General features: G+C 38.1%; 17 protein-coding genes. 8 read left to right on the forward strand and 9 right to left on the reverse strand.

All coding sequences use genetic code 11. From position 1 onward, the window contains the following. Positions 1-18: 18 nt before the first annotated feature. The 3 genes from RBH95_RS04700 to RBH95_RS04710 are packed head-to-tail and all read left to right on the forward strand — an operon-like array spanning position 19 to position 3,228. Complete coding sequence (locus RBH95_RS04700) at positions 19-615, forward strand: SprT-like domain-containing protein (RefSeq protein WP_307901555.1); 597 nt, start codon at positions 19-21, stop codon at positions 613-615. 43 nt (positions 616-658) lie between these two features. After that, positions 659-1,738, forward strand: a complete 1,080-nt coding sequence (locus RBH95_RS04705) for a mannose-1-phosphate guanylyltransferase (protein WP_307901556.1) — start codon at positions 659-661, stop codon at positions 1,736-1,738. Positions 1,739-1,740: 2 nt separating this feature from the next. Beyond that, positions 1,741-3,228: a DUF389 domain-containing protein gene (locus RBH95_RS04710; RefSeq protein WP_307901557.1), complete on the forward strand. Its 1,488-nt coding sequence runs from the start codon at positions 1,741-1,743 to the stop codon at positions 3,226-3,228. An 11-nt stretch (positions 3,229-3,239) separates the two neighbouring features. Here the strand turns inward: RBH95_RS04710 and RBH95_RS04715 are convergent, their stop codons facing one another. Together RBH95_RS04715 and RBH95_RS04720 are read right to left on the reverse strand one after the other, a co-directional pair. After that, positions 3,240-4,007: an ABC transporter ATP-binding protein gene (locus tag RBH95_RS04715; protein ID WP_307901558.1), complete on the reverse strand. Its 768-nt coding sequence runs from the start codon at positions 4,005-4,007 to the stop codon at positions 3,240-3,242. Then, on the reverse strand, positions 4,007-4,744 hold the full coding sequence (locus RBH95_RS04720; protein WP_307901559.1) for an ABC transporter permease: 738 nt from the start codon (positions 4,742-4,744) through the stop codon (positions 4,007-4,009). Before RBH95_RS04720 ends, RBH95_RS04715 begins: the two co-directional genes overlap by 1 nt. Before the next feature lie 121 nt (positions 4,745-4,865). On the opposite strand from RBH95_RS04720, the gene pafA reads away from it, so the two are divergent. Both pafA and RBH95_RS04730 read left to right on the forward strand, forming a co-directional pair. After that, positions 4,866-6,554 carry an alkaline phosphatase PafA gene (pafA, locus tag RBH95_RS04725; protein WP_307901560.1) on the forward strand — a complete coding sequence of 563 codons (1,689 nt, stop codon included), beginning with the start codon at positions 4,866-4,868 and terminating at the stop codon, positions 6,552-6,554. Beyond that, positions 6,547-7,353, forward strand: coding sequence for a DNA/RNA non-specific endonuclease (locus tag RBH95_RS04730; RefSeq protein WP_307901561.1), 807 nt, complete (start codon positions 6,547-6,549; stop codon positions 7,351-7,353). Before pafA ends, RBH95_RS04730 begins: the two co-directional genes overlap by 8 nt. A gap of 10 nt (positions 7,354-7,363) precedes the next feature. On the opposite strand, the gene RBH95_RS04735 is transcribed toward RBH95_RS04730, so the two are convergent. Beyond that, positions 7,364-8,206 (reverse strand): glycosyltransferase family 2 protein, encoded by an 843-nt coding sequence (locus RBH95_RS04735; protein WP_307901562.1) that lies wholly within the window; start codon positions 8,204-8,206, stop codon positions 7,364-7,366. Position 8,207: 1 nt separating this feature from the next. Next, the gene (locus RBH95_RS04740) at positions 8,208-9,113 is read right to left on the reverse strand and encodes an FkbM family methyltransferase (RefSeq protein ID WP_307901563.1); all 906 of its coding nucleotides are present in this window, start codon (positions 9,111-9,113) and stop codon (positions 8,208-8,210) included. Between the two features lie 92 nt (positions 9,114-9,205). On the opposite strand from RBH95_RS04740, the gene RBH95_RS04745 reads away from it, so the two are divergent. Continuing rightward, positions 9,206-13,195, forward strand: a complete 3,990-nt coding sequence (locus RBH95_RS04745) for a T9SS type B sorting domain-containing protein (protein ID WP_307901564.1) — start codon at positions 9,206-9,208, stop codon at positions 13,193-13,195. Positions 13,196-13,201: 6 nt separating this feature from the next. On the opposite strand, the gene RBH95_RS04750 is transcribed toward RBH95_RS04745, so the two are convergent. Continuing rightward, a complete protein-coding gene (locus tag RBH95_RS04750) occupies positions 13,202-14,260 on the reverse strand; it encodes a 3-oxoacyl-ACP synthase III family protein (RefSeq protein WP_307901565.1) in 1,059 nt (352 codons plus the stop codon). 92 nt (positions 14,261-14,352) lie between these two features. Then, positions 14,353-17,202 (reverse strand): aminomethyl-transferring glycine dehydrogenase, encoded by a 2,850-nt coding sequence (gcvP, locus tag RBH95_RS04755; RefSeq protein WP_307901566.1) that lies wholly within the window; start codon positions 17,200-17,202, stop codon positions 14,353-14,355. Positions 17,203-17,323: 121 nt separating this feature from the next. On the opposite strand from gcvP, the gene RBH95_RS04760 reads away from it, so the two are divergent. Next, positions 17,324-18,154 carry a hypothetical protein gene (locus RBH95_RS04760; RefSeq protein ID WP_307901567.1) on the forward strand — a complete coding sequence of 277 codons (831 nt, stop codon included), beginning with the start codon at positions 17,324-17,326 and terminating at the stop codon, positions 18,152-18,154. Between the two features lie 244 nt (positions 18,155-18,398). Here RBH95_RS04760 and RBH95_RS04765 read toward each other — a convergent pair whose 3' ends face one another. After that, positions 18,399-18,950, reverse strand: a complete 552-nt coding sequence (locus RBH95_RS04765; protein ID WP_307901568.1) for a sigma-70 family RNA polymerase sigma factor — start codon at positions 18,948-18,950, stop codon at positions 18,399-18,401. A gap of 254 nt (positions 18,951-19,204) precedes the next feature. Then, positions 19,205-19,426: a CDGSH iron-sulfur domain-containing protein gene (locus RBH95_RS04770; RefSeq protein WP_307901569.1), complete on the reverse strand. Its 222-nt coding sequence runs from the start codon at positions 19,424-19,426 to the stop codon at positions 19,205-19,207. A 293-nt stretch (positions 19,427-19,719) separates the two neighbouring features. Here RBH95_RS04770 and RBH95_RS04775 point away from each other — a divergent pair, with 293 nt between their 5' ends. After that, positions 19,720-20,823, forward strand: coding sequence for a ScyD/ScyE family protein (locus RBH95_RS04775; RefSeq protein ID WP_307901570.1), 1,104 nt, complete (start codon positions 19,720-19,722; stop codon positions 20,821-20,823). Between the two features lie 70 nt (positions 20,824-20,893). Here RBH95_RS04775 and RBH95_RS04780 read toward each other — a convergent pair whose 3' ends face one another. After that, a complete protein-coding gene (locus tag RBH95_RS04780; RefSeq protein ID WP_307901571.1) occupies positions 20,894-22,930 on the reverse strand; it encodes a M3 family metallopeptidase in 2,037 nt (678 codons plus the stop codon). Between the last annotated feature and the right edge of the window lie 53 nt (positions 22,931-22,983).

Here is a 22,983-nt window from a genome sequence, read left to right on the forward strand (position 1 = left end):
TTCCTGTATTTTTGAAAGATGCAAAAGACCCTCGAAAATTTTATTCCCAAAGCTGCCGTTGCCTATGTTGTTGAGCTTTTAAACCACGATCATTTGTCGGTTAAGATAAAATCGGAGCGTAAAACTAGACATGGAGATTATAGAAGTTTACCCAATGGGCAGCATCAAATTACAGTAAATTCCAATTTAAATCCTTATCGGTTTTTAATTACTTTGGTGCATGAAATCGCACACTTCGAGGCTTTTAGGAATTATGGGAAGGCCATAAAACCACATGGTAAGGAATGGAAATATACGTTTCAGCATTTAATGTTGCCTTTATTGCATCCTGAAATATTCCCAAATGAATTATTGCCACTTTTGGCCAAACATTTTAAGAATCCTAAAGCCAGTAGTGATACCGATGTTAACTTAGCGTTAGCTTTAAAGCAATTTGATGAAGCCAACAATAAAACTTATATTTTTGAAGTTCCTTTTGGCAGTCAGTTTAAGATGCACAATGGACGGATTTTTAAAATGGGAAAAAAGCGGACCAAGCGTTACGAATGTTTAGAGCTCAGTACAGGTAGGCTGTATCTATTTAATCCCAATGCAGAAGTAGAGGTCTTAGCTTGAATAGAATTAGAATAAAAAGAAGATAAAGAGATAAAGAGAATTTATGAATAAAAATTATTATGCCATTTTAATGGCAGGAGGTGTAGGATCCAGATTTTGGCCAGTGAGTACGGAGAGTTACCCAAAACAGTTTCACGATATGTTAGGAACAGGGGAAACCTTAATACAAAAAACATTTGAACGTTTGGCAAGACTAATTCCTAAAGACCATATTTTTATTCTTACCAACGAGCGTTACAATGATTTGGTATTGGAACAATTGCCAGAAGTGTCGCAAGACCAAGTGGTGCTCGAACCGGAAATGCGTAACACAGCTCCTTGTATTTTATATGCGTCTCTTAAAATTCAAAAGGAAAACCCAGATGCTGTAATGATTGTGGCGCCAAGTGATCACTGGATTGAGGACGAGCAAGCTTTTGTAGATAATGTGCAAAACACTTTTGATTATTGTTCCCAAAATGACGCCTTGATGACATTGGGAATTCAACCCACATTTCCTAATACCGGGTATGGTTATATAGAATACGACAAATCTTCCGAAGATTCTATAAAATTGGTGAGTCAATTTAGGGAGAAACCAGATTATAATACGGCAAAACAATTTTTAGCCCAAGGAAATTTTTTGTGGAATGCCGGCATTTTTATTTGGAGTGTTCAAAGTGTGGTAAAGGCGTTTCAAACAAATCAACCGGAGTTGTTTGCGTTGTTTGAATCGGGTATCACTTCGTATAACACAGAAAGCGAAAGGGATTTTATAGCAGATAACTATAAAAAGGCAGAGAATATTTCGGTGGATTACGCTATCATGGAAAAAAGTGATAATGTATATGTGCTACCCGCAACTTTCGATTGGAATGATTTAGGAACCTGGGGGAGTCTCTACGATAAGTTGGAAAAGGATGAGGATTCTAATGCCATTGTCAATGCCCAAACCCTATTGGAGGACGCTTCCGGCAATATGATAAGAAGCAAAAAGAATAAAATTGTCGTAGTAGATGGCTTAAATGATTATATAATTGTTGACAAAGACGAAGTTTTACTTATCTTTCCTAAGTCGAAAGAACAAGATATAAAGCAAGTCCTCCAAACGGTGAAAGCTAAGTTTGGAGAAAATTATGGGTAAGTATGACCAAAAATAAATTCAATTTTTCTGAAGAAGAGGAGCAGAAAAAGCAGGCTTTAGAAGAACAAAAGAAAGACCAAGCAGTCGAAGAATCTAAACAAGCCGTAAAGGAAGATGCCAAAGGCCTTCTTAGAAGCAGCAAGACTTTTTTAAGTGAATTATTGGATTTTAGGGAGGACACCGATCGCGATGCTACCATAGAATCTATAAAAAACGATATTCCTTTTAAAGGAGCTACTGCCTGGATTTTAATTTGTTCTATTTTTGTGGCTTCCATTGGGTTGAATGCAGATTCTACTGCGGTGGTTATTGGAGCTATGTTAATCTCTCCCCTTATGGGACCTATTCTTGGTGTTGGGTTGTCCATTGGGATTAATGATATTGATACTTTAAAAAAATCATTGGTCAATTTGGTTACCATGATTGTCTTGAGTTTGCTTACCGCTTTTATGTTTTTTTACATATTTCCTTTAAGCGAAGATAACTCAGAACTTTTAGGGCGTGTAAAGCCAGATATAAGGGACGTACTTATCGCATTCTTTGGTGGTTTGGCCTTGATTATTGCCAAAACAAAAAAAGGAACCATAGCTTCCGTTATTTTTGGGGTTGCTATTGCTACGGCTTTAATGCCGCCGCTTTGTACGGCTGGTTATGGTTTGGCAAAAGGGAACATTACCTATTTTCTTGGAGCAATGTATCTGTTTACCATAAACACGATTTTTATTGCATTGGCAACATTCTTAGTAGTAAAGGTATTGCGTTTCCCAATGCTGAAATACGCTAATTCCCAAAAGCGAAAAATGATCGCAAGAGCTGCTTCCATCTTGGCAATTATTGTAATGGTACCAGCCATTTGGACCTTTATTTTGGTGTTAAATGAAAGTAATTGGGAAAGAGATGTACAAAAGTTTTTAGAGAATGAAATAGTGTCGCCTTTACCCCATCCTAAGTATATGAGGGAAAATTCTAACCCTCAATATAATGCAGGGAAAAATTCTATTATTGAGTTGAACTCTTTTGGATTGGATGATATCCCGGACGAGAACATTGCGGTATTAGAGGATAGAATGGGAACTTATAAGCATTTGAAAAGTACGACTCTTCTTGTAAATCAAAATAAGTCTAAAAACTTGGACAACTTAAAGTATATGGAACAGATTCGTTATCGGGATTCTATAGATTTAATGTCTCAGGGACAGCGCATAGTATTTTTGGAAGGACAGTTGAAAAAACTAAATAAACTTGAAAAGAATTTAATTCCTTTTGAAGAGTTAACCAAAGAGGTGAAAATCAATTATGAGGATGTTGACAGGATTTCCTATTCCAATGTTATTACTTCTAACTTCAAGAAAATCGATACGCTTTCGGTATTCACTGTGGATTGGAATGATAAATTGAAAGAGAAGGATATTCCTGAGCGTCAAAAACGTTTGGCGGAGTGGCTAAAAGTAAAATACAACTTGGATAGCCTCGTGGTAAAGCAGGAATAGAAGGAAATCTATTAACTGTTTTCTTCCAAGTACATTTTACGTACCTTTTTAAAGAGTTCTGAGGAATAAACGAAATCAGTTACGGCTTCATTATCGGTTTTAAAAATGGTTTTGTTGGAGCCTTCCCATTCCTTATGTCCGTTTTTTAGAAACACAATTTTTTCCCCAATTTCCATCACGGAATTCATGTCATGCGAATTGATCACCGTTGTGATTTTGTATTCGTCTGTAATTTCTTGAATAAGGTTGTCGATAACGATAGATGTTTTAGGGTCTAGACCAGAATTTGGCTCATCACAAAACAAATATTTCGGACGGTTAACTATAGCTCTTGCAATAGCAACTCTTTTTTGCATTCCTCCAGAAGCTTCACTTGGCATTTTATGATGGGCTCCATCCAAATTAACACGCTTTAAAACAAAGTCTGCACGGTCTTCCATTTCACTTCTACTTTGTTTTGTAAACATGCGCAAAGGGAACATAACGTTTTCCATAATGGTCATGGAATCAAACAGAGCACTACCTTGAAAGACCATTCCAATTTCGGCACGTAAATCCCGTTTTTCGTCATCGCTAAGATTATTGTATTCCCTGTCTTCATAGATAATGCTTCCTTTTTCATAAGGGAACAATCCTAAAAGGCATTTTAAAAAGACTGTTTTTCCGGAACCACTTTGTCCAATGATTAAGTTCGTTTTTCCTTTTTCAAAAACAGTACTGATACCTTTTAAAATGTGGGAATCTCCAAAGGATTTATGTAAATTCTTTACTTCAATCATTAGCTCAATAACATTTGCGTGAGTAAATAATTTAATAGAATAATCATAACGCTGGTCCAAACAAACGAAGTTGTACTAGCCTTACCAACTTCCAAAGCGCCGCCTTTCATGTAATAACCATAAAAGGAAGGAATGGTAGCCAAAACAAAGGCAAACACAAATGTTTTAATGAACGCGTATGTAAGGTGGAAAGGTGTAAAGTCTTGCTGTACGCCTGTTATGTAATTGTCTACTGTTACAAAACCTCCAAAATAGCAAGCGGCCATACCTCCTAAAATACCTAAAAACATTGCAATGGAAATGGCAAACGGGTATAATAAAAGGGCTATTACCTTGGGAAAAACCAAATAGTTGATAGCATTGACCCCCATAACTTCCAAAGCGTCAATTTGCTCGGTAACACGCATGGTTCCAATGCTTGATGTGATGAAGGACCCTACTTTTCCAGCCATGATTATGGAAATGAAAGTAGGTGCAAATTCTAAAATTACCGATTGTCTCGTGGCGAAGCCAACAAGATATTTAGGAATAAGTGGATTGTCAATGTTTAAGGCAGTTTGAATGGTGACAACGCCTCCTACGAAAAAGGAAATGAATGCTACGATTCCCAAAGAGCCAATAATTAAGTCGTCAATATCCTTTAAAATCAGCTGTTTCATCACAGACCATTTGGTTGGTTTGCGAAACATGTCTGCAATCATCAAAAAATATTTACCAATATTATTAAGGGCCGTCATACGAAATTTTGTTAGTGCTAAAGTAAAAAAAAGTTAGGGGTATTTAACCTTAAAATCCAATTATGATACCTAAAAAACAGTATTTTTGAGTTGCTTTGAATATTATCATTGAGATCATTTTATGAAAAACCTTGTATGTCTGTTGATTATATATGCTTTTTGTATATCTGTGAGGGCTCAAAATAATACCGAAAATTCAATTTCTTCAACTCAAAATTCGCAAACTTCCAAGCCTAAATTGGTTGTTGGAATTATAGTGGATCAAATGAGATATGATTATCTAACCCGTTACTATAACAAGTATGTTGAGGGTGGTTTTAAGCGCCTGATAAATGAAGGTTTTAATTGCAAAAACAACCATTTCAATTACATTCCAACTAAAACAGGACCTGGGCATGCTTCTGTTTTCACAGGAACAACTCCCAAATATCACGGCATTATTGGTAATGATTGGTACGATATGAAAACCAGAGAAGACGTTAACTGTGTTCAGGATGACAGTGTAAAGCCTTTAGGAACGAAAAGTGATGATGGAAAAAAATCGCCGCGACTTATGTTATCTACAACATTTGCTGATGAGAATAGATTGTTTACGCAAATGAGAGGAAAGACCATTGGAATTTCAGTAAAACACAGAGGCGCCATTTTGCCGGCGGGCCATACCGCCAATGCTGCTTATTGGTTCGATTACGACCACAATGGTACGGGAAACTGGATGTCGAGCACCTTTTATATGGAAGAATTACCAGAATGGGTAAAAGAATTTAATAAGTCGGGAATTGCCAAGTCTTATTTTAAAATTTGGGATACTTTGTACGATATTGAGACCTATACCGAAAGTGGTAGCGATGAAAATAATTTTGAAAGAATATTTGACGGTAAGAAGACTTCAACCTTTCCGTATGATTTAAAAGCTTTGAAATCTAAAAACGGTGGTTATGAAATTATTGCCGATTCTCCTTATGGAAATAGTCTAACAACAGATTTCACTTTAAAAGCTATTGATGCTGAAGCGTTGGGGCAAGACGATATCACCGATGTATTGACGGTGAGTTATTCAAGTACCGATAAGGTTGGCCATGATTTTGGAGTAAACTCTAAGGAGATTCAAGATACCTATTTGCGCTTGGATTTGGAACTGGAGCGTTTGCTGAATGCTTTAGACCAGAAGGTAGGGAAGGGTGAATATGTGGTGTTTTTAACTTCCGATCACGCTGCGCCAAATGTTCCTGCGTTTTTGAAATCTAATAAAATTCCCGCAGGATTATTTGATGTCAGTGGTATGTTTGATGAGATGAATCGATTGTTGAAAGAAAAGTACAGCATTTCCAATTTAATATTAAGTAGACTTAACAATCAATTGGTTTTGGACCGAGAAAAGATACAGGATAACAACCTAGATTTACAGGAGGTGAAAACTTTTGTAGCAAATAAATTGTTGGCTTATAAACTAATCGACAAAGTCTATATCACTTCTGCGATCAACCAATTTGAAGGCCCTGAAGGGTATTTGGAAACTTTCTTGGCCAATGGTCATCACCAGAAGCGTTCAGGCGATATTCTGTTTGTATACACGGCTAGGGTTTTTAAGGATTCCGAATGGAACAAAACAGGAACAGATCACGGCACAGGTTTTAATTATGATACCCACGTCCCTTTGTTGTTTTTTGGAAAGGGAATTAAACATGGAGAAACACTTCAGCGAACTTGGATTACAGACATTGCGCCAACTATTTCAGCTTTGTTAGGTATTAGTCTGCCCAATGCGGCTATAGGGAATCCTTTAGAATTTGTATTGTTACATGACTAAGCGTTTGGGGTTTACTATTTTGGCACTGGGGCTAGGAGTAGGTGTCTTGTGGTGCAATAAACATTTGGAAAAGTTGGCTTTGGAAGAAGCGTTTGCTGAAGCAAGTATACCAAAATCAGAAACTAAACTTCGCTTACTGCCTATGGGTACAACGGGACAAGTGGTACATCATGACAGTTACTCGCTATCTTATAACGAAGAGCATGAACAAGCAGAATGGGTGGCTTATGAACTAAAAAAAGACCATCTTTCGGACTTGGATTTTAAACGGCCATATTTTGAAATAGATTCAGCGGTAAAAACGGGGGCTGCACATTGGCGAAACTATAAAAATTCGGGGTACGATCGCGGACATTTATGCCCGGCTGGAGACCGGAGGTATAGTTTGGAAGCCTATAATGAAACTTTTTTGACCAGTAATATCAGTCCACAGGATCATTATTTCAATGCAGGGGTTTGGAATAGGCTGGAACAACAAATTCGTAGGTGGGCAAATGAATATAACGGCGTTTTTGTGGTTACGGGAGGAGTCCTTACGGAGGATTTGGAAGTCATAGGCCAAGAGCAGGTTTCGGTGCCAAAGTACTTTTATAAAGTGATTTTGGATGATTCTAATTCGGAAGTTAAAGTAATTGCATTTTTAATTCCTGCTAAAGAGAGTAGTGAGCACTTGAATAACTTTGTGGTCTCTGTAGATTCTCTGGAACAAATAACAGGTATTGATTTCTTTCCTGATTTGGAAGATACTTTGGAGAATACTTTAGAAGCTTCCAAAGAGTATAGTGATTGGGAGTTTTAGACTGACGGGATTATCTGCCAAGAATGCCTTTCCATCGTAAAGATCGAATGAAATCACCTTCCGGTTTTGAGACCAAATATTCCAATCCATTTTGCTTGGCCTTAAAGTAGCCCATGAGATAGTCTTTAAACAGGCTGGGACTTTTCTTTTTCATTGCCAATTTTAAAGCTGCAATACTGGTTATGGTAATTCCATAACGCATTTTGTACATGGCCTCTCCCTGTTTGTATTTGGAGTTTTTTTGGTACTGGGCTCCTGTTGGTTTCAGGTGTTTTACCTTTAGGTTAGTGTCCGTGGCCATTTGCCAACCGTGATATTGTGCCAAAAGAGTGTCGACCGTATCCCAGCCAATGGATCTTTTTAGGCCGCCAATTTCTTCAAAACATTGTTTTCTGTAGGCTTTTATTGGGCCTCTAACATGGGTTTGTTTGGCAATGTTTTCATAAACCCAGTTGTCATTTTTTTCAATGTAGAGAATACCTCCTGCAATCCCTATAGTGTCGTTGCTTTTAAAAAGTGCGGCAACTTTTTCAAGATAGTTGGGAGGGAAAATTAAATCGGCATCAAACTTACAAATGATGTCATAGGCAACGTCTAAAGTTTCAAGTCCCTTGTAAAAGGCATTCACAACTTTGGAGCCAGGTTGATGTTCTTCTGATGAGGAAATATCAATTACCGAAATCCAGGGATATTTATTGGCAAATTCCTTCGCGACTTTTAGTGTTGCGTCAGTTGAATTGTCGTTAACCACGACCAGTTGTTTCGGTAATAAGGTTTGGGCCACCAAAGATTCCAAAGTTACCCTAAGGGTAACTTCTTCGTTGTGGGCAGGTATGATAATACTAAAATCCAATTTAATTATTAATTATAAATGGAGAAATTAGGTGGATTTTGGATTTTGGAACAAAGAAACAGTTACGAACACCGTTATCTTTTTCTCTTTTAATACTATCTATTTTTTTTAATCCTTCTGCAGTATGATTGTAGGCATCATAACCAATCCCTTTGAAGAAACTATCTAGTTCATCCTCAATATTGTTAAATAAAGTTTCGCAAATAATGATGGGTTCGAATTTTTTAATTTGTTCAAGTCCAGAGTTTAATATGTCTATTTCTGTCCCTTCGGTGTCAATTTTTATTAGATCGATTTGAGGTACTTTTGTTGAGGTAATAAACTCATCTAGAGTACTAGATTTAACGGAATTTTTGACAAAGTTCCTAGAGCTTATTTTTGTTCCTGCATTCCCTTCTCCAGCGAGATTTTGTTTTAAATAAGTATATTTCTTATTCTCGACTTCATAAAAGTCTATGTTACCTATAGTGTTGGATATGGCTAAATCAACAAGCTCTATATTGTTTTCAAAATTATTAATTAAAATATTTTTACTTAAGAAATGTTTAGGGCCTTTAGCAGGTTCAAACGCATATATTTTAATTTCTGGATTAGCTTTTGAAGCGATTAAGGAATAATAGCCAATGTTGGATCCAATGTCTAAAAAATAGGAAATTTGTTTTGAGAGCTTTTCGAAAATGAGTGAATATTCAAATTTACCATAGCCTTGCCAAAAAAGTAGTTGAGTAATATAACTTGTTTGATTAGTACATATTTTTATATTCCCAGAACGTGTTTTAAGTTTAAGTACGCCGGAAGGAGGAATTTTTACATTTTTAAATACGGGATGAAGTATTAGGTTGAGGTTCCTTAGAACATAATTAATGTTTTTGTTATATATAATTTTATAAAAAAGTTGTTTTAGCATTTCTGTAAAAAATTTGGGTAAATATATTGAGAATAATTAGCCTGATAAAAAAAAAAATATATTTTGAACGTCAGAAAAAGATTAATAAATATATGAGGTTCTATAGTTTTTTTGTTCTGTTTTCCGTACTTAATAGTTTTTGTTTTTCCCAAAGTTATAATGTTAGTTCTTATCAGAAAATAAATGAATTGAATGGAGGCTTTTATGGAGGTCTTAATAATGGGGATAACTATGGAATTTCAATTGACAATATAGGCGATTTAGATGGCAATGGAATAAATGATTTAGCAGTGGGAGCTTATAGGGATGATGATGGAGGCACTGATAAAGGAGCCGTTTGGATTTTGTTTTTAGATGAGAATGACCTGGTTATTTCTCATACTAAAATTAGTGATACTAGTGGAGGTTTTACTGGGATATTGGATAATGATGATAGATTTGGAGGGGCTGTTTCTTATCTAGGAGATTTAAATAACGATGGCTTAATTGAATTAGCCGTTGGGGCTGATTATGATGGAGACGGAGGATATTGGCATGGTGCTGTTTGGATTTTATCTCTAAATTCGGATGGAACGGTTAGTTCTCATTCTAAGATTAGTGATACGCAAGGTAATTTTACTGGCTATTTAGATGATTATTCAATATTTGGAACGGATATAGAGAATATTGGTGATTTAAATGGAGATGGGATTCAAGATATCGTTGTAGGGTCAAGAAGGTTAGGAGGTGTTGATATTAGTAGAGGAGCAATTTGGATATTGTTTATGAATTCAGATATGACAGTAAATTATCATCAAAAAATAGGTCATAATGAAGGAGGATTCGGTAGTTTAGGGATTGCAGATTATTTTGGAGCATCTGTAGCGAATATAGGAGATTTAAATGGAGATGGAGTTGTTGATTTGGCAGTAGGAGCCTATCGAGATGATGATCAAATGACCAATTCAGGTTGTATTTATGTGTTGTTTTTGAATACAGACGGAACTGTTAACACATATCAAAAGCTGTCAAATTTATATGGAGGATTGAATTCTGAAATTTCATCAGAAGCCCTTTTCGGAGAATCTGTAGATGGTGTGGTTGATATTGATGCAGATGGAAAAATGGAGATAATTGTAGGAGCTATGAAGCAGGAAAATCCAACTTTATCTGTGGCAACAGGAGGCTTTTTCATTATTGAACTAAATTCAGATGGGACAGTTTCAGAAGAATTCTTTTATAGTTATGGAGAAAATTGTTTCTCCGGAAGTTTGGAAAATGGAGATTTGTTTGGAGGTGCTGTTTGTTTTTTAAATGGCGATTCTGATAATTTGAAGATTGCGGTTGGAGCGTATAGAGATAGTGAAGGTGGTTATCAAAAGGGTGCGGCGTGGATTTTAAATTTGGGAGAAACTTCTTTTAATATAGGGGCATTATCTAATCCAACGGGATGTGGTTCGGAAGACGGGAGCATTACCATATCGGGACTGACCCCAAGTACGGAGTACCAGATAAGTTACAATGATGGATTTCCACAGGAACAGACTTTGTACTCTAATGTTGATGGAGAATTGGTTTTGGGAGGCCTTGGAGGAGGAGTTTATAGTTCCATAGAAGTTGTAGATAATCTGACAGGATGTTCGGATAATTTAGAGGATGTTGAGCTTATTGGCGCACAGGGGGTAAGTGCGACGATATCTTATACGGGTCCAACTGGATGCGGATTGGAAGACGGGAGCATTACCATATCGGGACTGACCCCAAGTACGGAGTACCAGATAAGCTACAATGATGGATTTCCACAGGAACAGACTTTGTATTCTAATGTTGATGGGGAATTGGTTTTAGAGGGCCTTGGAGAGGGAGTTTATAGTTCCATAGAGGTTGTAGACAATCTAACAGGATGTTCGGACACTATGGAGGATGTTGAGCTTATTGGCGCACAGGGGGTAAGTGCGACGATATCTTATATGGGTCCAACGGGATGTGGATTGGAAGATGGGAGCATTACCATATCGGGACTGACCCCAAGTACGGAGTACCAGATAAGTTACAATGATGGATTTCCACAGGAACAGACTTTGTACTCTAATGTTGATGGGGAATTGGTTTTAGAGGGCCTTGGAGAGGGAGTTTATAGTTCCATAGAGGTTGTAGACAATCTGACAGGATGTTCGGATAATTTAGAGGATGTTGAGCTTATTGGCGCACAGGGGGTAAGTGCGACGATATCTTATACGGGTCCAACTGGATGCGGATTGGAAGACGGGAGCATTACCATATCGGGACTGACCCCAAGTACGGAGTACCAGATAAGCTACAATGATGGATTTCCACAGGAACAGACTTTGTATTCTAATGTTGATGGGGAATTGGTTTTAGAGGGCCTTGGAGAGGGAGTTTATAGTTCCATAGAGGTTGTAGACAATCTAACAGGATGTTCGGACACTATGGAGGATGTTGAGCTTATTGGCGCACAGGGGGTAAGTGCGACGATATCTTATATGGGTCCAACGGGATGTGGATTGGAAGATGGGAGCATTACCATATCGGGACTGACCCCAAGTACGGAGTACCAGATAAGTTACAATGATGGATTTCCACAGGAACAGACTTTGTACTCTAATGTTGATGGGGAATTGGTTTTAGAGGGCCTTGGAGAGGGAGTTTATAGTTCCATAGAGGTTGTAGACAATCTGACAGGATGTTCGGATAATTTAGAGGATGTTGAGCTTATTGGCGCACAGGGGGTAAGTGCGACGATATCTTATATGGATCCAACTGGATGCGGATTGGAAGACGGGAGCATTACCATATCGGGACTGACCCCAAGTACGGAGTACCAGATAAGCTACAATGATGGATTTCCACAGGAACAGAGTTTGTATTCTAATGTTGATGGGGAATTGGTTTTAGAGGGCCTTGGAGAGGGAGTTTATAGTTCCATAGAGGTTGTAGACAATCTAACAGGATGTTCGGACACTATGGAGGATGTTGAGCTTATTGGCGCACAGGGGGTAAGTGCGACGATATCTTATATGGGTCCAACGGGATGTGGATTGGAAGATGGGAGCATTACCATATCGGGACTGACCCCAAGTACGGAGTACCAGATAAGTTACAATGATGGATTTCCACAGGAACAGACTTTGTACTCTAATGTTGATGGGGAATTGGTTTTAGAGGGCCTTGGAGAGGGAGTTTATAGTTCCATAGAGGTTGTAGACAATCTGACAGGATGTTCGGATAATTTAGAGGATGTTGAGCTTATTGGCGCACAGGGGGTAAGTGCGACGATATCTTATATGGATCCAACTGGATGCGGATTGGAAGACGGGAGCATTACCATATCGGGACTGACCCCAAGTACGGAGTACCAGATAAGTTACAATGATGGATTTCCACAGGAACAGAGTTTGTACTCTAATGTTGATGGAGAATTGGTTTTAGAGGGCCTTGGAGAGGGAGTTTATAGTTCCATAGAGGTTGTAGACAATCTAACAGGATGTTCGGACACTATGGAGGATGTTGAACTGATTGGAGGGCTAGGTTTAAGTGCAACGATATCTTATATGGATCCAACGGGCTGTGGATTGGAAGATGGGAGCATTACCATTTCGGGACTGACCCCAAGTACGGAGTACCAGATAAGTTACAATGATGGATTTCCACAGGAACAGACATTGTCCTCTGATATTGAAGGGGAATTGGTCGTTTTAGATTTGAGTGTTGGAATATATGAGGATATTACGATTTTAGAAATTGAAACTGGATGTTTTGTTAGTTTGGGACAAGTTAATTTGAATTGTGAGGAATTGGCGGGTAAATGCTTTAAAACAAAGAAGTTTTTTACACCAAACAATGATGGTTTTAATGATTTTTGGAGTCTTGAATTATTGTCTCAAAATTGCAGTTATGAATTGTATATATTTGATAGGTTTGGCAAAATGATTAAAATTTTGACACCACACAATTATTTCTGGGATGGACTAAATGTCAAAGGCCATCCAATGCCAACAAGTGATTATTGGTATTTGGTAAATTATAGAATTAATGGAAATGACGAAATGACATTCACTTCGCATTTCACATTAAAAAGATAGAGTATTCTAGTATTTGTAAACTATGGCGTTGATGTGCATTCCGGCACCAACACTTGCAAATATAATAACATCACCTTTAGATAGAGATTGATTTTCAATTTTATTCTGAAGCACCAAATCCAACAGGGTTGGCACCGTGGCTACGGAACTATTTCCCAGTTTCGAAATGCTCATGGGCATGATTCCTTCAGGAATATTCGCTCTATAAAGTCTATAAAAACGCTTTAAAATCGCTTCATCCATTTTTTCATTGGCCTGATGGATGAAAATCTTTTTTACGTCCTCAATACCATAACCACTTTGGTCCAGGCAAGTTTTCATAGCCTGTGGTACATGGGATAGTGCAAATTCATAAATCTTACGCCCATCCATTTTTATGTACCTAGTGTCTGGGCAAAGGTCTTTATTGTATGAATTTCCAAAATGAAGATAATAGGCTTCGTCATAGGAGTAGGTCGCCGTTTCATGAGCCAAAATACCCCCGTCGTCTTCGGTAGCCTCAATAATACTAGCTCCAGCACCATCAGAATAAATCATGGAATCCCTATCGTGTTTGTCTACTACTCGACTTAAGGTTTCAGCACCAATTACTAGGCAGCGTTTAGCAATACCAGCTTTAATGAATGCATGAGCTTGAATGACTCCCTGGATCCATCCTGGGCATCCAAATAGGATGTCATAAGCAACGCATTTTGGATTTTTGATGCGTAAATTATGTTTTACCCTAGAGGCCAAACAGGGCACCATGTCACTTTGAATGGTGTTGTGTTTAACATCCCCAAAGTTGTGGGCCACGATAATGTAATCCAAAGTTTCAGGATCGATGTTAGCATCGGAAATAGCTTTTTCGGCAGCAAAAAAGGCAATATCGGAACAGTTAAGCATGGGATTCACGTAACGCCTTTCACCAATACCGGTAATGGCCTTGAACTTTTCAATGATTACTTCATTGCTGTGGCCAAAAGTTGATCCATCTGAGTTTAAAAAAATGTGTTGATTGAAGTCTTCGTTTTTCTCGATGGTACTGGGAATGTAGCTTCCAATACCAGTAATTTTAATATTCATAAAGAAGAATGCCTTTAATTTTCGCTAATGTACGATTCGAAAATTAAAGGCATTCAATATTTGGTGACGAATTACGACGTCCAACCCATTATTTAGGCATCCATGTACTCTTCAATAGGCGCACAAGTACAAATAAGATTTCTGTCTCCAAAGGCGTCATCTACACGTCTTACCGTAGGCCAGAACTTATTGTGCTTTACATAATCCAATGGGAAAGCAGCCTCTTCACGGGTATATGGGAATAACCATTCATCCGATGTCAACATCTCCATGGTGTGAGGTGCATTTTTAAGAACGTTGTTGGTATCGTCTTTAGTAACTTGATCAATTTCATTTTTAATTGAAATCATGGCATCACAGAAACGATCCATTTCTTCTTTGCTTTCACTTTCTGTTGGCTCGATCATTAAGGTCCCTGCTACAGGGAATGATACTGTAGGAGCATGGAAACCGTAGTCCATCAAACGTTTTGCAATATCCGTTACTTCAATGCCATTGGCTTTAAAGGCACGACAGTCTACAATCATTTCGTGAGCGGCACGTCCACATTCTCCTGAATATAAGGTGTCAAAACTTCCTTGCAAGCGAGACTTGATATAGTTGGCATTTAAGATGGCAGCTTTTGTAGCGGCAGTAACGCCTTCAGCTCCTAACATTTTAATGTAACCATAAGAAATCAAACATACTAAAGCCGAGCCATAAGGTGCAGCAGAAATTGCCGTAATGGCTTTTTTACCTCCAGTTTTTACCAATGGGTTTCCTGGAAGGAATGGTGCCAATTGCTCCGCAACACAAATAGGGCCAACACCTGGTCCGCCACCTCCGTGAGGAATAGCAAATGTTTTATGTAAGTTTAAGTGACAAACGTCTGCACCAATATTACCTGGGTTGGTAAGTCCAACTTGGGCGTTCATGTTGGCTCCATCCATATACACCTGACCTCCGTTGTCGTGGATAATTTGTGTGATTTCCTTAATGGCAGATTCGTAAACTCCATGCGTGGAAGGGTAGGTTACCATGATACAAGAAAGGTTGTCCTTGTGCAATTCAGCTTTTTCACGTAAATCATCTACATCTATATTTCCTTTGTCTGTAGATTTTGTAACTACCACTTTCATTCCAGCCATTACTGCACTTGCCGGGTTAGTACCGTGTGCAGAAGATGGAATCAAACAGATATTTCTGTGGTGGTCTCCACGAGATTCATGGTAGGCCTTGATAACCATAAGACCGGCAAATTCTCCTTGAGCTCCAGAGTTTGGTTGTAATGATGTGCCTGCAAATCCTGTAATTTCAGTTAACTGGTCTTCAAGAGACTTTAACATTGTAAGGTATCCTTTGGCTTGTTTAGCAGGAACAAAAGGGTGGATATTGGCCCATTTAGCCCAACTTAAAGGAAGCATTTCTGCGGCAGCATTAAGTTTCATGGTACATGATCCCAAAGAGATCATGGAATGATTTAAAGAAAGGTCTTTACGCTCCAAAGATTTGATGTAACGCATCAATTCTGTTTCAGAATGATATTTGTTAAAAACATCTAGAGTTAAAAAGTCTGAGGTTCTTTCAAGACCTTCAGTAATATGATTTGTTTCTTCTAAAGAAGTTAATTTGATTGTTTTCTTTTTGGTAGCCTTGGCAAAAATTTCAATAATTTCATTGACATCGCTCAAAGAGGTTGTCTCGTTAATTGAAATAGTTACGGTGTGCTTGTTTGGGTAGAAGAAATTAACCTTATGGTCTTTAGCTATTGACTTAATCTTTTTGGATTTGGCTTCAATTTGAAGCGTATCAAAGAAACTTGTGTTTAATTGCTTATAACCTAATTCTTCTAAAGCAGCAGCTAAGCTAGCAGCAGAGTGGTGCACTTTATTGGCGATAAATTCCAAACCTTTTGGTCCGTGGTACACAGCGTACATCCCAGCCATAACAGCCAAAAGTACTTGCGCAGTACAGATGTTAGAAGTAGCTTTATCACGCTTGATGTGCTGCTCACGAGTTTGAAGGGCCATACGTAGAGCTCTGTTTCCGTTGGTATCTTTGGTTACCCCAATAATACGTCCAGGAATATCACGCTTGTAAGCTTCTTTGGTTGCAAAGTACGCAGCGTGAGGTCCTCCATATCCCATTGGTACTCCAAAACGTTGAGTGGTCCCTACCACAACATCGGCACCAAATTTCCCTGGAGCTTCCAATTTTACCAAACTCAAAATATCGGCAGCAACGGCTACTTTAATTTGAGCTAATTGTGCTTTTTCAATAAAAGTTTTGATATCTGTAACCTGACCGTCTTTTCCTGGGTACTGTAAAATGGCACCAAAGAAATTTGAAGAGAAGTCGAATTCCTCTTCGTTACCAATCACTAATTCCACACCAATTGGTAAGGCACGGGTTTCAAGTAGCGATAGGGTTTGAGGTAAAATTAACTCGGAAACAAAGAATTTGTTAACGCCTGCTTTCTTTTGATCTCTAGAACGCACCGCAAACAACAAACTCATAGCTTCAGCAGCAGCAGTACTTTCATCCAATAAAGAAGCATTGGCAAGTTCCATACCTGTAAGGTCGCTTACCATGGTTTGGAAGTTAAGTAGCGCTTCCAATCTACCTTGGGCAATTTCTGCTTGGTACGGTGTGTAGGCAGTATACCATCCTGGGTTCTCTAAAATGTTACGTTGTATAACAGCCGGGAGAATGGTAGGGTGGTAACCTAAACCAATATATGTTTTGTAAACTTTATTTTTATTAGAAAGTTCATGAATATGGTTGAGGTATTCGTTTTCTGTCATTGGAGCCGCAAGCTTCAAATCTTTTTGTAATCGAATATCATCCGGAATAGTTTCGTAAATGAGTTGGTCTAAAGAGTCTACACCTATTGTTTCCAACATCATTTTTTGGTCTTCCTCTCTTGGACCAATGTGACGCAAAGCGAAAGCATTTGTATTCATTCTAAAAAAATTGTGTTTTTGAGGCGCAAAATTACGGAATTAATCATGGTTTTATGTTAATGATAATGAAAGTTTTTTAACCAATTTCACCTCTTATTAACACTTTAATTATTTTTGTAAAGTGAGGTTTCTAAAACGCATTTTCAATTTTTACATCAATAGCAGTATTCACGTGGCTTTGGCGATATATGCTATGTCATGGATTACGTTAATCGAGTATGGTTTACCTTATGATGAAGCCGTTCTGTATTTTATATTTTATGCCAGTATTACTGGTTATAATTTTGTTAAATATTTTGGTTTGGCCAAGTTTCATCATCGAAGTTTAGCCTATTGGCTACGTATTATTCAAGTTTTTTCTACTATTTGTTTTGTGCTTATGACTTATTATGCCCTGAAATTGGAGCTAGAAACGTTATGGATTATTGCCTTTTTTGGTCTTGTTACTTTCTTTTACGCCGTTCCATTTTTCCCAAGGAAAATGTTGTACGATAAGAATCAAAATCTAAGAGATATTAGTGGTATAAAAGTGTATGTCATAGCCTTGGTCTGGGCTGGTGTTACTGTGTTTTTGCCATTGTTGAATGCAGGTCACACCATAGGGTTTGGAGAAGTTTTGCCATTTATGCAACGGTTTGTGTTTGTATTAGTGTTAATACTGCCGTTTGAGATTCGGGATTTAAATTATGATAGTTTGAAACTGGCCACTATTCCGCAGAAAATAGGAATTAAGGCTACCAAGATTTTTGGAGGGATTTTATTATTACTGTTACTGGTATTGGAGCTGTTTAGGGAGGAGTCAACCTTAAAATTTAAGCTGTGCCTCTTTTTGGTGTCGTTGGTTTTAGGAGCTCTGTTATATTTTGCCCATAAAGACCAAAAGCCATATTACAGCAGTTTTTGGGTTGAAGGAGTCCCAATATTGTGGTTAGTGTTGATCTTGCTTCTGTAGGAATTCATTAAAATTTTGATGCAAGTCTTTACGCTCCCTTTCCTTAAGGCATTCAATTTTAGAGTCTTTAACAATTTTTGTGAGTTTTTTGTTTTGTTTAGTGTAGGATCTTGTCATTTTACACCAGCAAAACCTGAAGTTTAATTTTAATTTTTCCCAGAAGGAGGCTTCTCCGTATTGAGACCGGTCGCAAATTTCCATTGCTTCATCACAGGATATAAAAAGGATACTTTTTTTCATAAAATCAAAACCAATTTTGTTCGAGGCATGCGGCCATTGCAGTTCTGGCCCTATGGATGATAACCCAAAGGTTAGACGGCGTTATTTTTAATTCATTACAGATAGTTTCGGTGTCCATGCCTTCAATGGTTTTCATTTTAAAGACCAATGCTTGCTTTTCTGGGAGTTTGCCCATACACTCGTGGATGGCGTCTCCCAGTTCTTTATTTTCCAATTTGTCCTCTGCTGTTTTGTCAAAAGGGTCGGCTACACGTTCCTCCAGCCAATCCCCCTCATCTGTGGGCGAGTTATAGGAAATCCTAACTTCGGCCTGTCCCTTTTTGGAGTTTGATTTTCGATAGTAATCAATAATTTTCCGCTTCAAAATTGAAATGAGCCATGTGCGTTCACTAGCTTCTCCCTTGTAGTTTTTCATGGATTTCAATGCCGAAAAAAACGCTTCTTGTACCAAGTCTTTGGCAATTTCCCTGTCGTTTACCCTAGCAATGGTATAATTGAACAGATAATCGGAGTAAAGCACAACCCATTTGGTAGGATCTAATTGGTGTTTTGGCATATTGACTTACATCTGTTTCTTCAAATGTAGGATAAAAAAATCAGTTTCTATTGTCCTTGCAGGTAATATGTTAAAAGGAATATACTGGTAAGGAATAAGGACCTATATTTATGAAAGGATCTGAAGTGTAAATTGATGGTATGAGCAAAAAAATAAGGGACATAGTAAGTCTTATGTCCCTTGGATTTTAATGGGGTGTTTTAAATCCTTAAATATCGAATTTTTCCATAAGGATTAATCCGAAATATTGAAGTTTAAGGCTTAGGTGGCAAATCGAAAGCTTTTGCCTCATGTTCAAAATTGTTGCGATGGCTGCCATCACAAAATGGTTTGTTTTCCGATCTTCCACAGCGACAAAGTGAGACTAAAGTTCGACCTCCTAATCCGTAGACATTACCTTCTTTATCGACAATTTCAAAATCGCCATCTACTTTTACGCTACCGTTGCTAAGTATAGTAAGTTTGGTTTTAGACATATTTGTTATAGTATTGATTGTTTTAGCTAAGATATGCATTTTTAAAATTGGGACTACAGTTTTGATGCATACGTCACCTAAATTTATGGTTCTGAGTAGCTTTTAATACGGTTTGATTAATTTTTACTATATTTAACACTCTCTACTTTAGGTAATTATAGCACTTTTACCGAATCAATTTTCCTCAAAATTTACAGTTTTCCGCTTAGTTTCTACCTCATTCAGTCTACTATTTATGGGGTTAACAGTTCAGTTTTCTGAACCTAATTGCAATCAATTTAAAACTTATCAAAATGAAAAATCCATTATTCAAAGGAGTGGTTGTTTTACTAATCCTTATCGTTTTTGGCTGTAGCTCTGAGCCAGTATCCCAATCAGACGCAATGACTATTGAACCAACTCTCAATTCTTCTGTAGCTGATGCCAGTCGTATGGAGGCTGGAGAATTGATGGGGCCATTGTTCGATTTGGCCGTAAGTCCAAATAATACCATTTTAGTCGCCGATGTGTCAGTTGGTATTTCTACCTCGCAAGGTGAGTTGCAGTTTGTGCTTCCAGGAGTGTCATCCATAGCTTCAATAGGCAATGGTGTCATGTGGGCAACAAGAGGAGGAGCTGGGCCGAATACTGAGTATTCAGGGCAAGCAATTTACCGTGTTGGAAATGGAAATACTAACCAAATAGCTAATCTATTTGACTTTGAGTTTGATAATAACCCAGATGGTCAAGAAGTTGATTCCAACCCCTATGCGGTTGCAGCAACAAATGCGAAAGAAGCTTTGGTAGCAGATGCCGGTGCGAATGACTTACTTAGGGTTGACAATAAGGGGAACATTGATGTGGTTGCTGTATTTCCAAATGAAATGGTATCAACTGCAAATGCGCAATCCTTGGTAGGATGCCCAGAACCTATTTCGGGTTTCGAATTTATATGCGATGTTCCAATGATGCCTGCTCAGGCAGTTCCTACCTCTATAGCTATCGGTCCTGATGGTTATTATTATGTAGGAGAGTTAAAGGGGTTTCCAGCGCCGGCGGGAGCTTCCAATATCTGGCGTATTGCTCCAGATGCTTCAGGAGCCATGTGTGGCTCAAGCGAAGATTGTGTGAAGTTTTTTAACGGAGGTTTTACATCTATTGTTGATTTGGTGTTTGGCCCGGATGGGAATTTATATGTGGCCGAACTTGATGAGCAAAGCTGGTTTGCCGTTGAATTTTTAGGAACAGGAATGGGAGGTAGCATTAAGATGTGCGATATGGAAACGAAACAGGTTACTACCATTGCAACTGGTATTCCTTTACTTACAGCCATAACATTTGATAAGCAAGGTAACCTATGGGCAACACAAAATGCCTTGATACCTGGCTTGGCAGAGGTTGTACAAGTTTCCTATTAGAAGTAGTTTGGTTCTAAATTATAACAAAAAAAAAGGGCGATGATCACCGCCCTTTTTTTGTATTCAAAAGCTATTGCTTTTCTATTAAACCAGCTCTTCTTAAAAGAGCTTCTGGTTGTGGTTCTTTGCCTCTAAAACGCTTGTATAGTGTCATTGGATCTTCAGTACCACCTCGAGATAAAATGTTGTCCATGAACTTTTGGGCAACCTGTTTATTAAAAATACCTTGCTCGGTGAAATATTCAAAAGCATCAGCATCCAAAACTTCGGCCCATTTGTAACTGTAGTATCCTGATGAGTAACCCCCTTGGAAAATATGTGAAAAAGACGTACTCATAGAGTTTTCAGGAACATCAGGGTAGAGTCTAGTGCTTTCAAAAGCTTCGATTTCGTGTTTCTTTACATTGGTAATTGGGGATGGGTCTTGACCATGCCAGCTCATGTCTAAAAGTCCAAAACTTAATTGCCTTAGGGTGTGCATACCTTCGTGGAAAGTGGCTGATTCCTTAATTTTATTCACCAATTCCATGGGGATTAACTCGCCTGTTTCGTAATGTTTGGCAAACAACTCCAAAGCTTCTTTTTCATAACACCAGTTTTCCAAAACTTGGCTTGGAAGTTCTACAAAATCCCAAAATACACTGGTTCCAGATAGGCTAGGATATGTCGTGTCAGCCAACATACCATGAAGAGCATGACCAAATTCGTGGAACAAGGTGGTTACTTCATTAAAGGTTAGTAATGAAGGTTTGCTTTTTGTTGGTTTTGTAAAGTTACATACAATGGAAATGTGAGGTCTTTCATTAGCACCATCTTTCCTGAATTGAGGCTTATATGAAGTCATCCAAGCACCGTTTCTTTTTCCTGGTCTAGGGAAAAAGTCGGCGTAGAAAATAGCAATTAAGTCACCTTGCTCATTAGTAACTTTATAGGTAAGAACCTCGGCGTGGTATTTGTCAATGTCATGAATTTCTTCAAAATGAAGTCCGTAAAGTTTTTGAGCCACGGTAAAAGCACCATCAATAACATTTTCTAATTTGAAGTACGGTTTTAATTTCTCGTCATCCAAATCGAATAGTTTTTGCTTCAATTTTTCAGAATAATAAGAAGAATCCCATTTTTGAAGTACTTCAATGCCGTCTAATTCTTTGGCAAATTCCTGTAGATTGGCAAATTCCCTTTCAGCTGCAGGTTTGGCTTTGTCTAGTAATTCGTGAAGGAATTTGTTGACGTTGTCTGGCGTTTTGGCCATACGTTCTTCCAAAACAAAATGAGCATGGGTTTTATAGCCTAAGAGATTGGCGCGTTGGTAGCGAAGTTTTGCAATTTCCAATACATTTTCTTGATTGTCCAACGCATCGTTTTTAAATGCTTTCGCTCCAAAGGCAACAGCTAATTTTTTGCGTAATTCCCTATTGCTAGCATAGGTCATAAACGGAATGTAGCTAGGGTAATCCAAAGTAATGATCCAGCCCTCTACGTTTTTTGATTCCGCCAATTGTTTGGCAGCTTCTTTCGCACCTTCCGGCAGTCCATCCAAATCGTCTTCATTGGTAATGACCATTTCGAAATTATTGGTTTCAGCAAGAACATTTTCGCCAAACTTCAATTTAAGTTGACTTAATTTCTTGTCAATTTCTCGTAGTTGTTGCTTTTTGTCTTCGGGTAAGTTGGCCCCGTTTCTTGAAAAACTTTTATATTTTTTGTCTAATAAGGTGCGCTGCTCCGTCGTCAACTCCAATTCGTCTTTCATCTCATAAACAGCTTTGATACGCTTAAAAAGCGCTTCGTTTAAAGTGATGTCATTACTGAATTCTGAAAGTAAGGGAGAAACCTCTTGCGCTATTTTTTGAATTTCGTCATTGGTTTCAGCAGAATTTAAGTTGAAAAAAATACTTGAAATACGATCCAATTGTTCTCCTGAAAAATCCAAAGCTTCCACAGTATTTTCAAATGATGGCGCTTCCGGGTTAGCGGTAATGGCATCGATTTCAGCTTTAGCCTGAGCAATTCCTTCCTTAAAGGCTGGGAGGAAATCTTCGGTTTTTATTTTTGAAAATGGGGCAGTATTGAATGGCGTATCAAAAGGCTTGTTGAGAATATTCATATGATGGAACATTAATTCAATCTTAATTGTACTCCTTTTCTGAGGGAAGGCAA

The sequence above is a fragment of the Mangrovimonas sp. YM274 genome (assembly GCF_030908385.1).
GTDB lineage: Bacteria > Bacteroidota > Bacteroidia > Flavobacteriales > Flavobacteriaceae > Mangrovimonas_A.

Bases quoted from the DNA above. Each gene is read 5' to 3' on its own strand.
- RBH95_RS04750 (WP_307901565.1), bottom strand. From the start codon at position 14,260: ATGAATATTAAAATTACTGGTATTGGAAGCTACATTCCCAGTACCATC.
- RBH95_RS04700 (WP_307901555.1), top strand. From the start codon at position 19: ATGCAAAAGACCCTCGAAAATTTTATTCCCAAAGCTGCCGTTGCCTAT.
- RBH95_RS04770 (WP_307901569.1), bottom strand. From the start codon at position 19,426: ATGTCTAAAACCAAACTTACTATACTTAGCAACGGTAGCGTAAAAGTA.
- pafA (WP_307901560.1), top strand. From the start codon at position 4,866: ATGAAAAACCTTGTATGTCTGTTGATTATATATGCTTTTTGTATATCT.
- RBH95_RS04710 (WP_307901557.1), top strand. From the start codon at position 1,741: ATGACCAAAAATAAATTCAATTTTTCTGAAGAAGAGGAGCAGAAAAAG.
- RBH95_RS04775 (WP_307901570.1), top strand. From the start codon at position 19,720: ATGAAAAATCCATTATTCAAAGGAGTGGTTGTTTTACTAATCCTTATC.
- RBH95_RS04745 (WP_307901564.1), top strand. From the start codon at position 9,206: ATGAGGTTCTATAGTTTTTTTGTTCTGTTTTCCGTACTTAATAGTTTT.
- RBH95_RS04780 (WP_307901571.1), bottom strand. From the start codon at position 22,930: ATGAATATTCTCAACAAGCCTTTTGATACGCCATTCAATACTGCCCCA.
- gcvP (WP_307901566.1), bottom strand. From the start codon at position 17,202: ATGAATACAAATGCTTTCGCTTTGCGTCACATTGGTCCAAGAGAGGAA.
- RBH95_RS04765 (WP_307901568.1), bottom strand. From the start codon at position 18,950: ATGCCAAAACACCAATTAGATCCTACCAAATGGGTTGTGCTTTACTCC.
- RBH95_RS04705 (WP_307901556.1), top strand. From the start codon at position 659: ATGAATAAAAATTATTATGCCATTTTAATGGCAGGAGGTGTAGGATCC.
- RBH95_RS04730 (WP_307901561.1), top strand. From the start codon at position 6,547: ATGACTAAGCGTTTGGGGTTTACTATTTTGGCACTGGGGCTAGGAGTA.
- RBH95_RS04720 (WP_307901559.1), bottom strand. From the start codon at position 4,744: ATGACGGCCCTTAATAATATTGGTAAATATTTTTTGATGATTGCAGAC.
- RBH95_RS04740 (WP_307901563.1), bottom strand. From the start codon at position 9,113: ATGCTAAAACAACTTTTTTATAAAATTATATATAACAAAAACATTAAT.
- RBH95_RS04715 (WP_307901558.1), bottom strand. From the start codon at position 4,007: ATGATTGAAGTAAAGAATTTACATAAATCCTTTGGAGATTCCCACATT.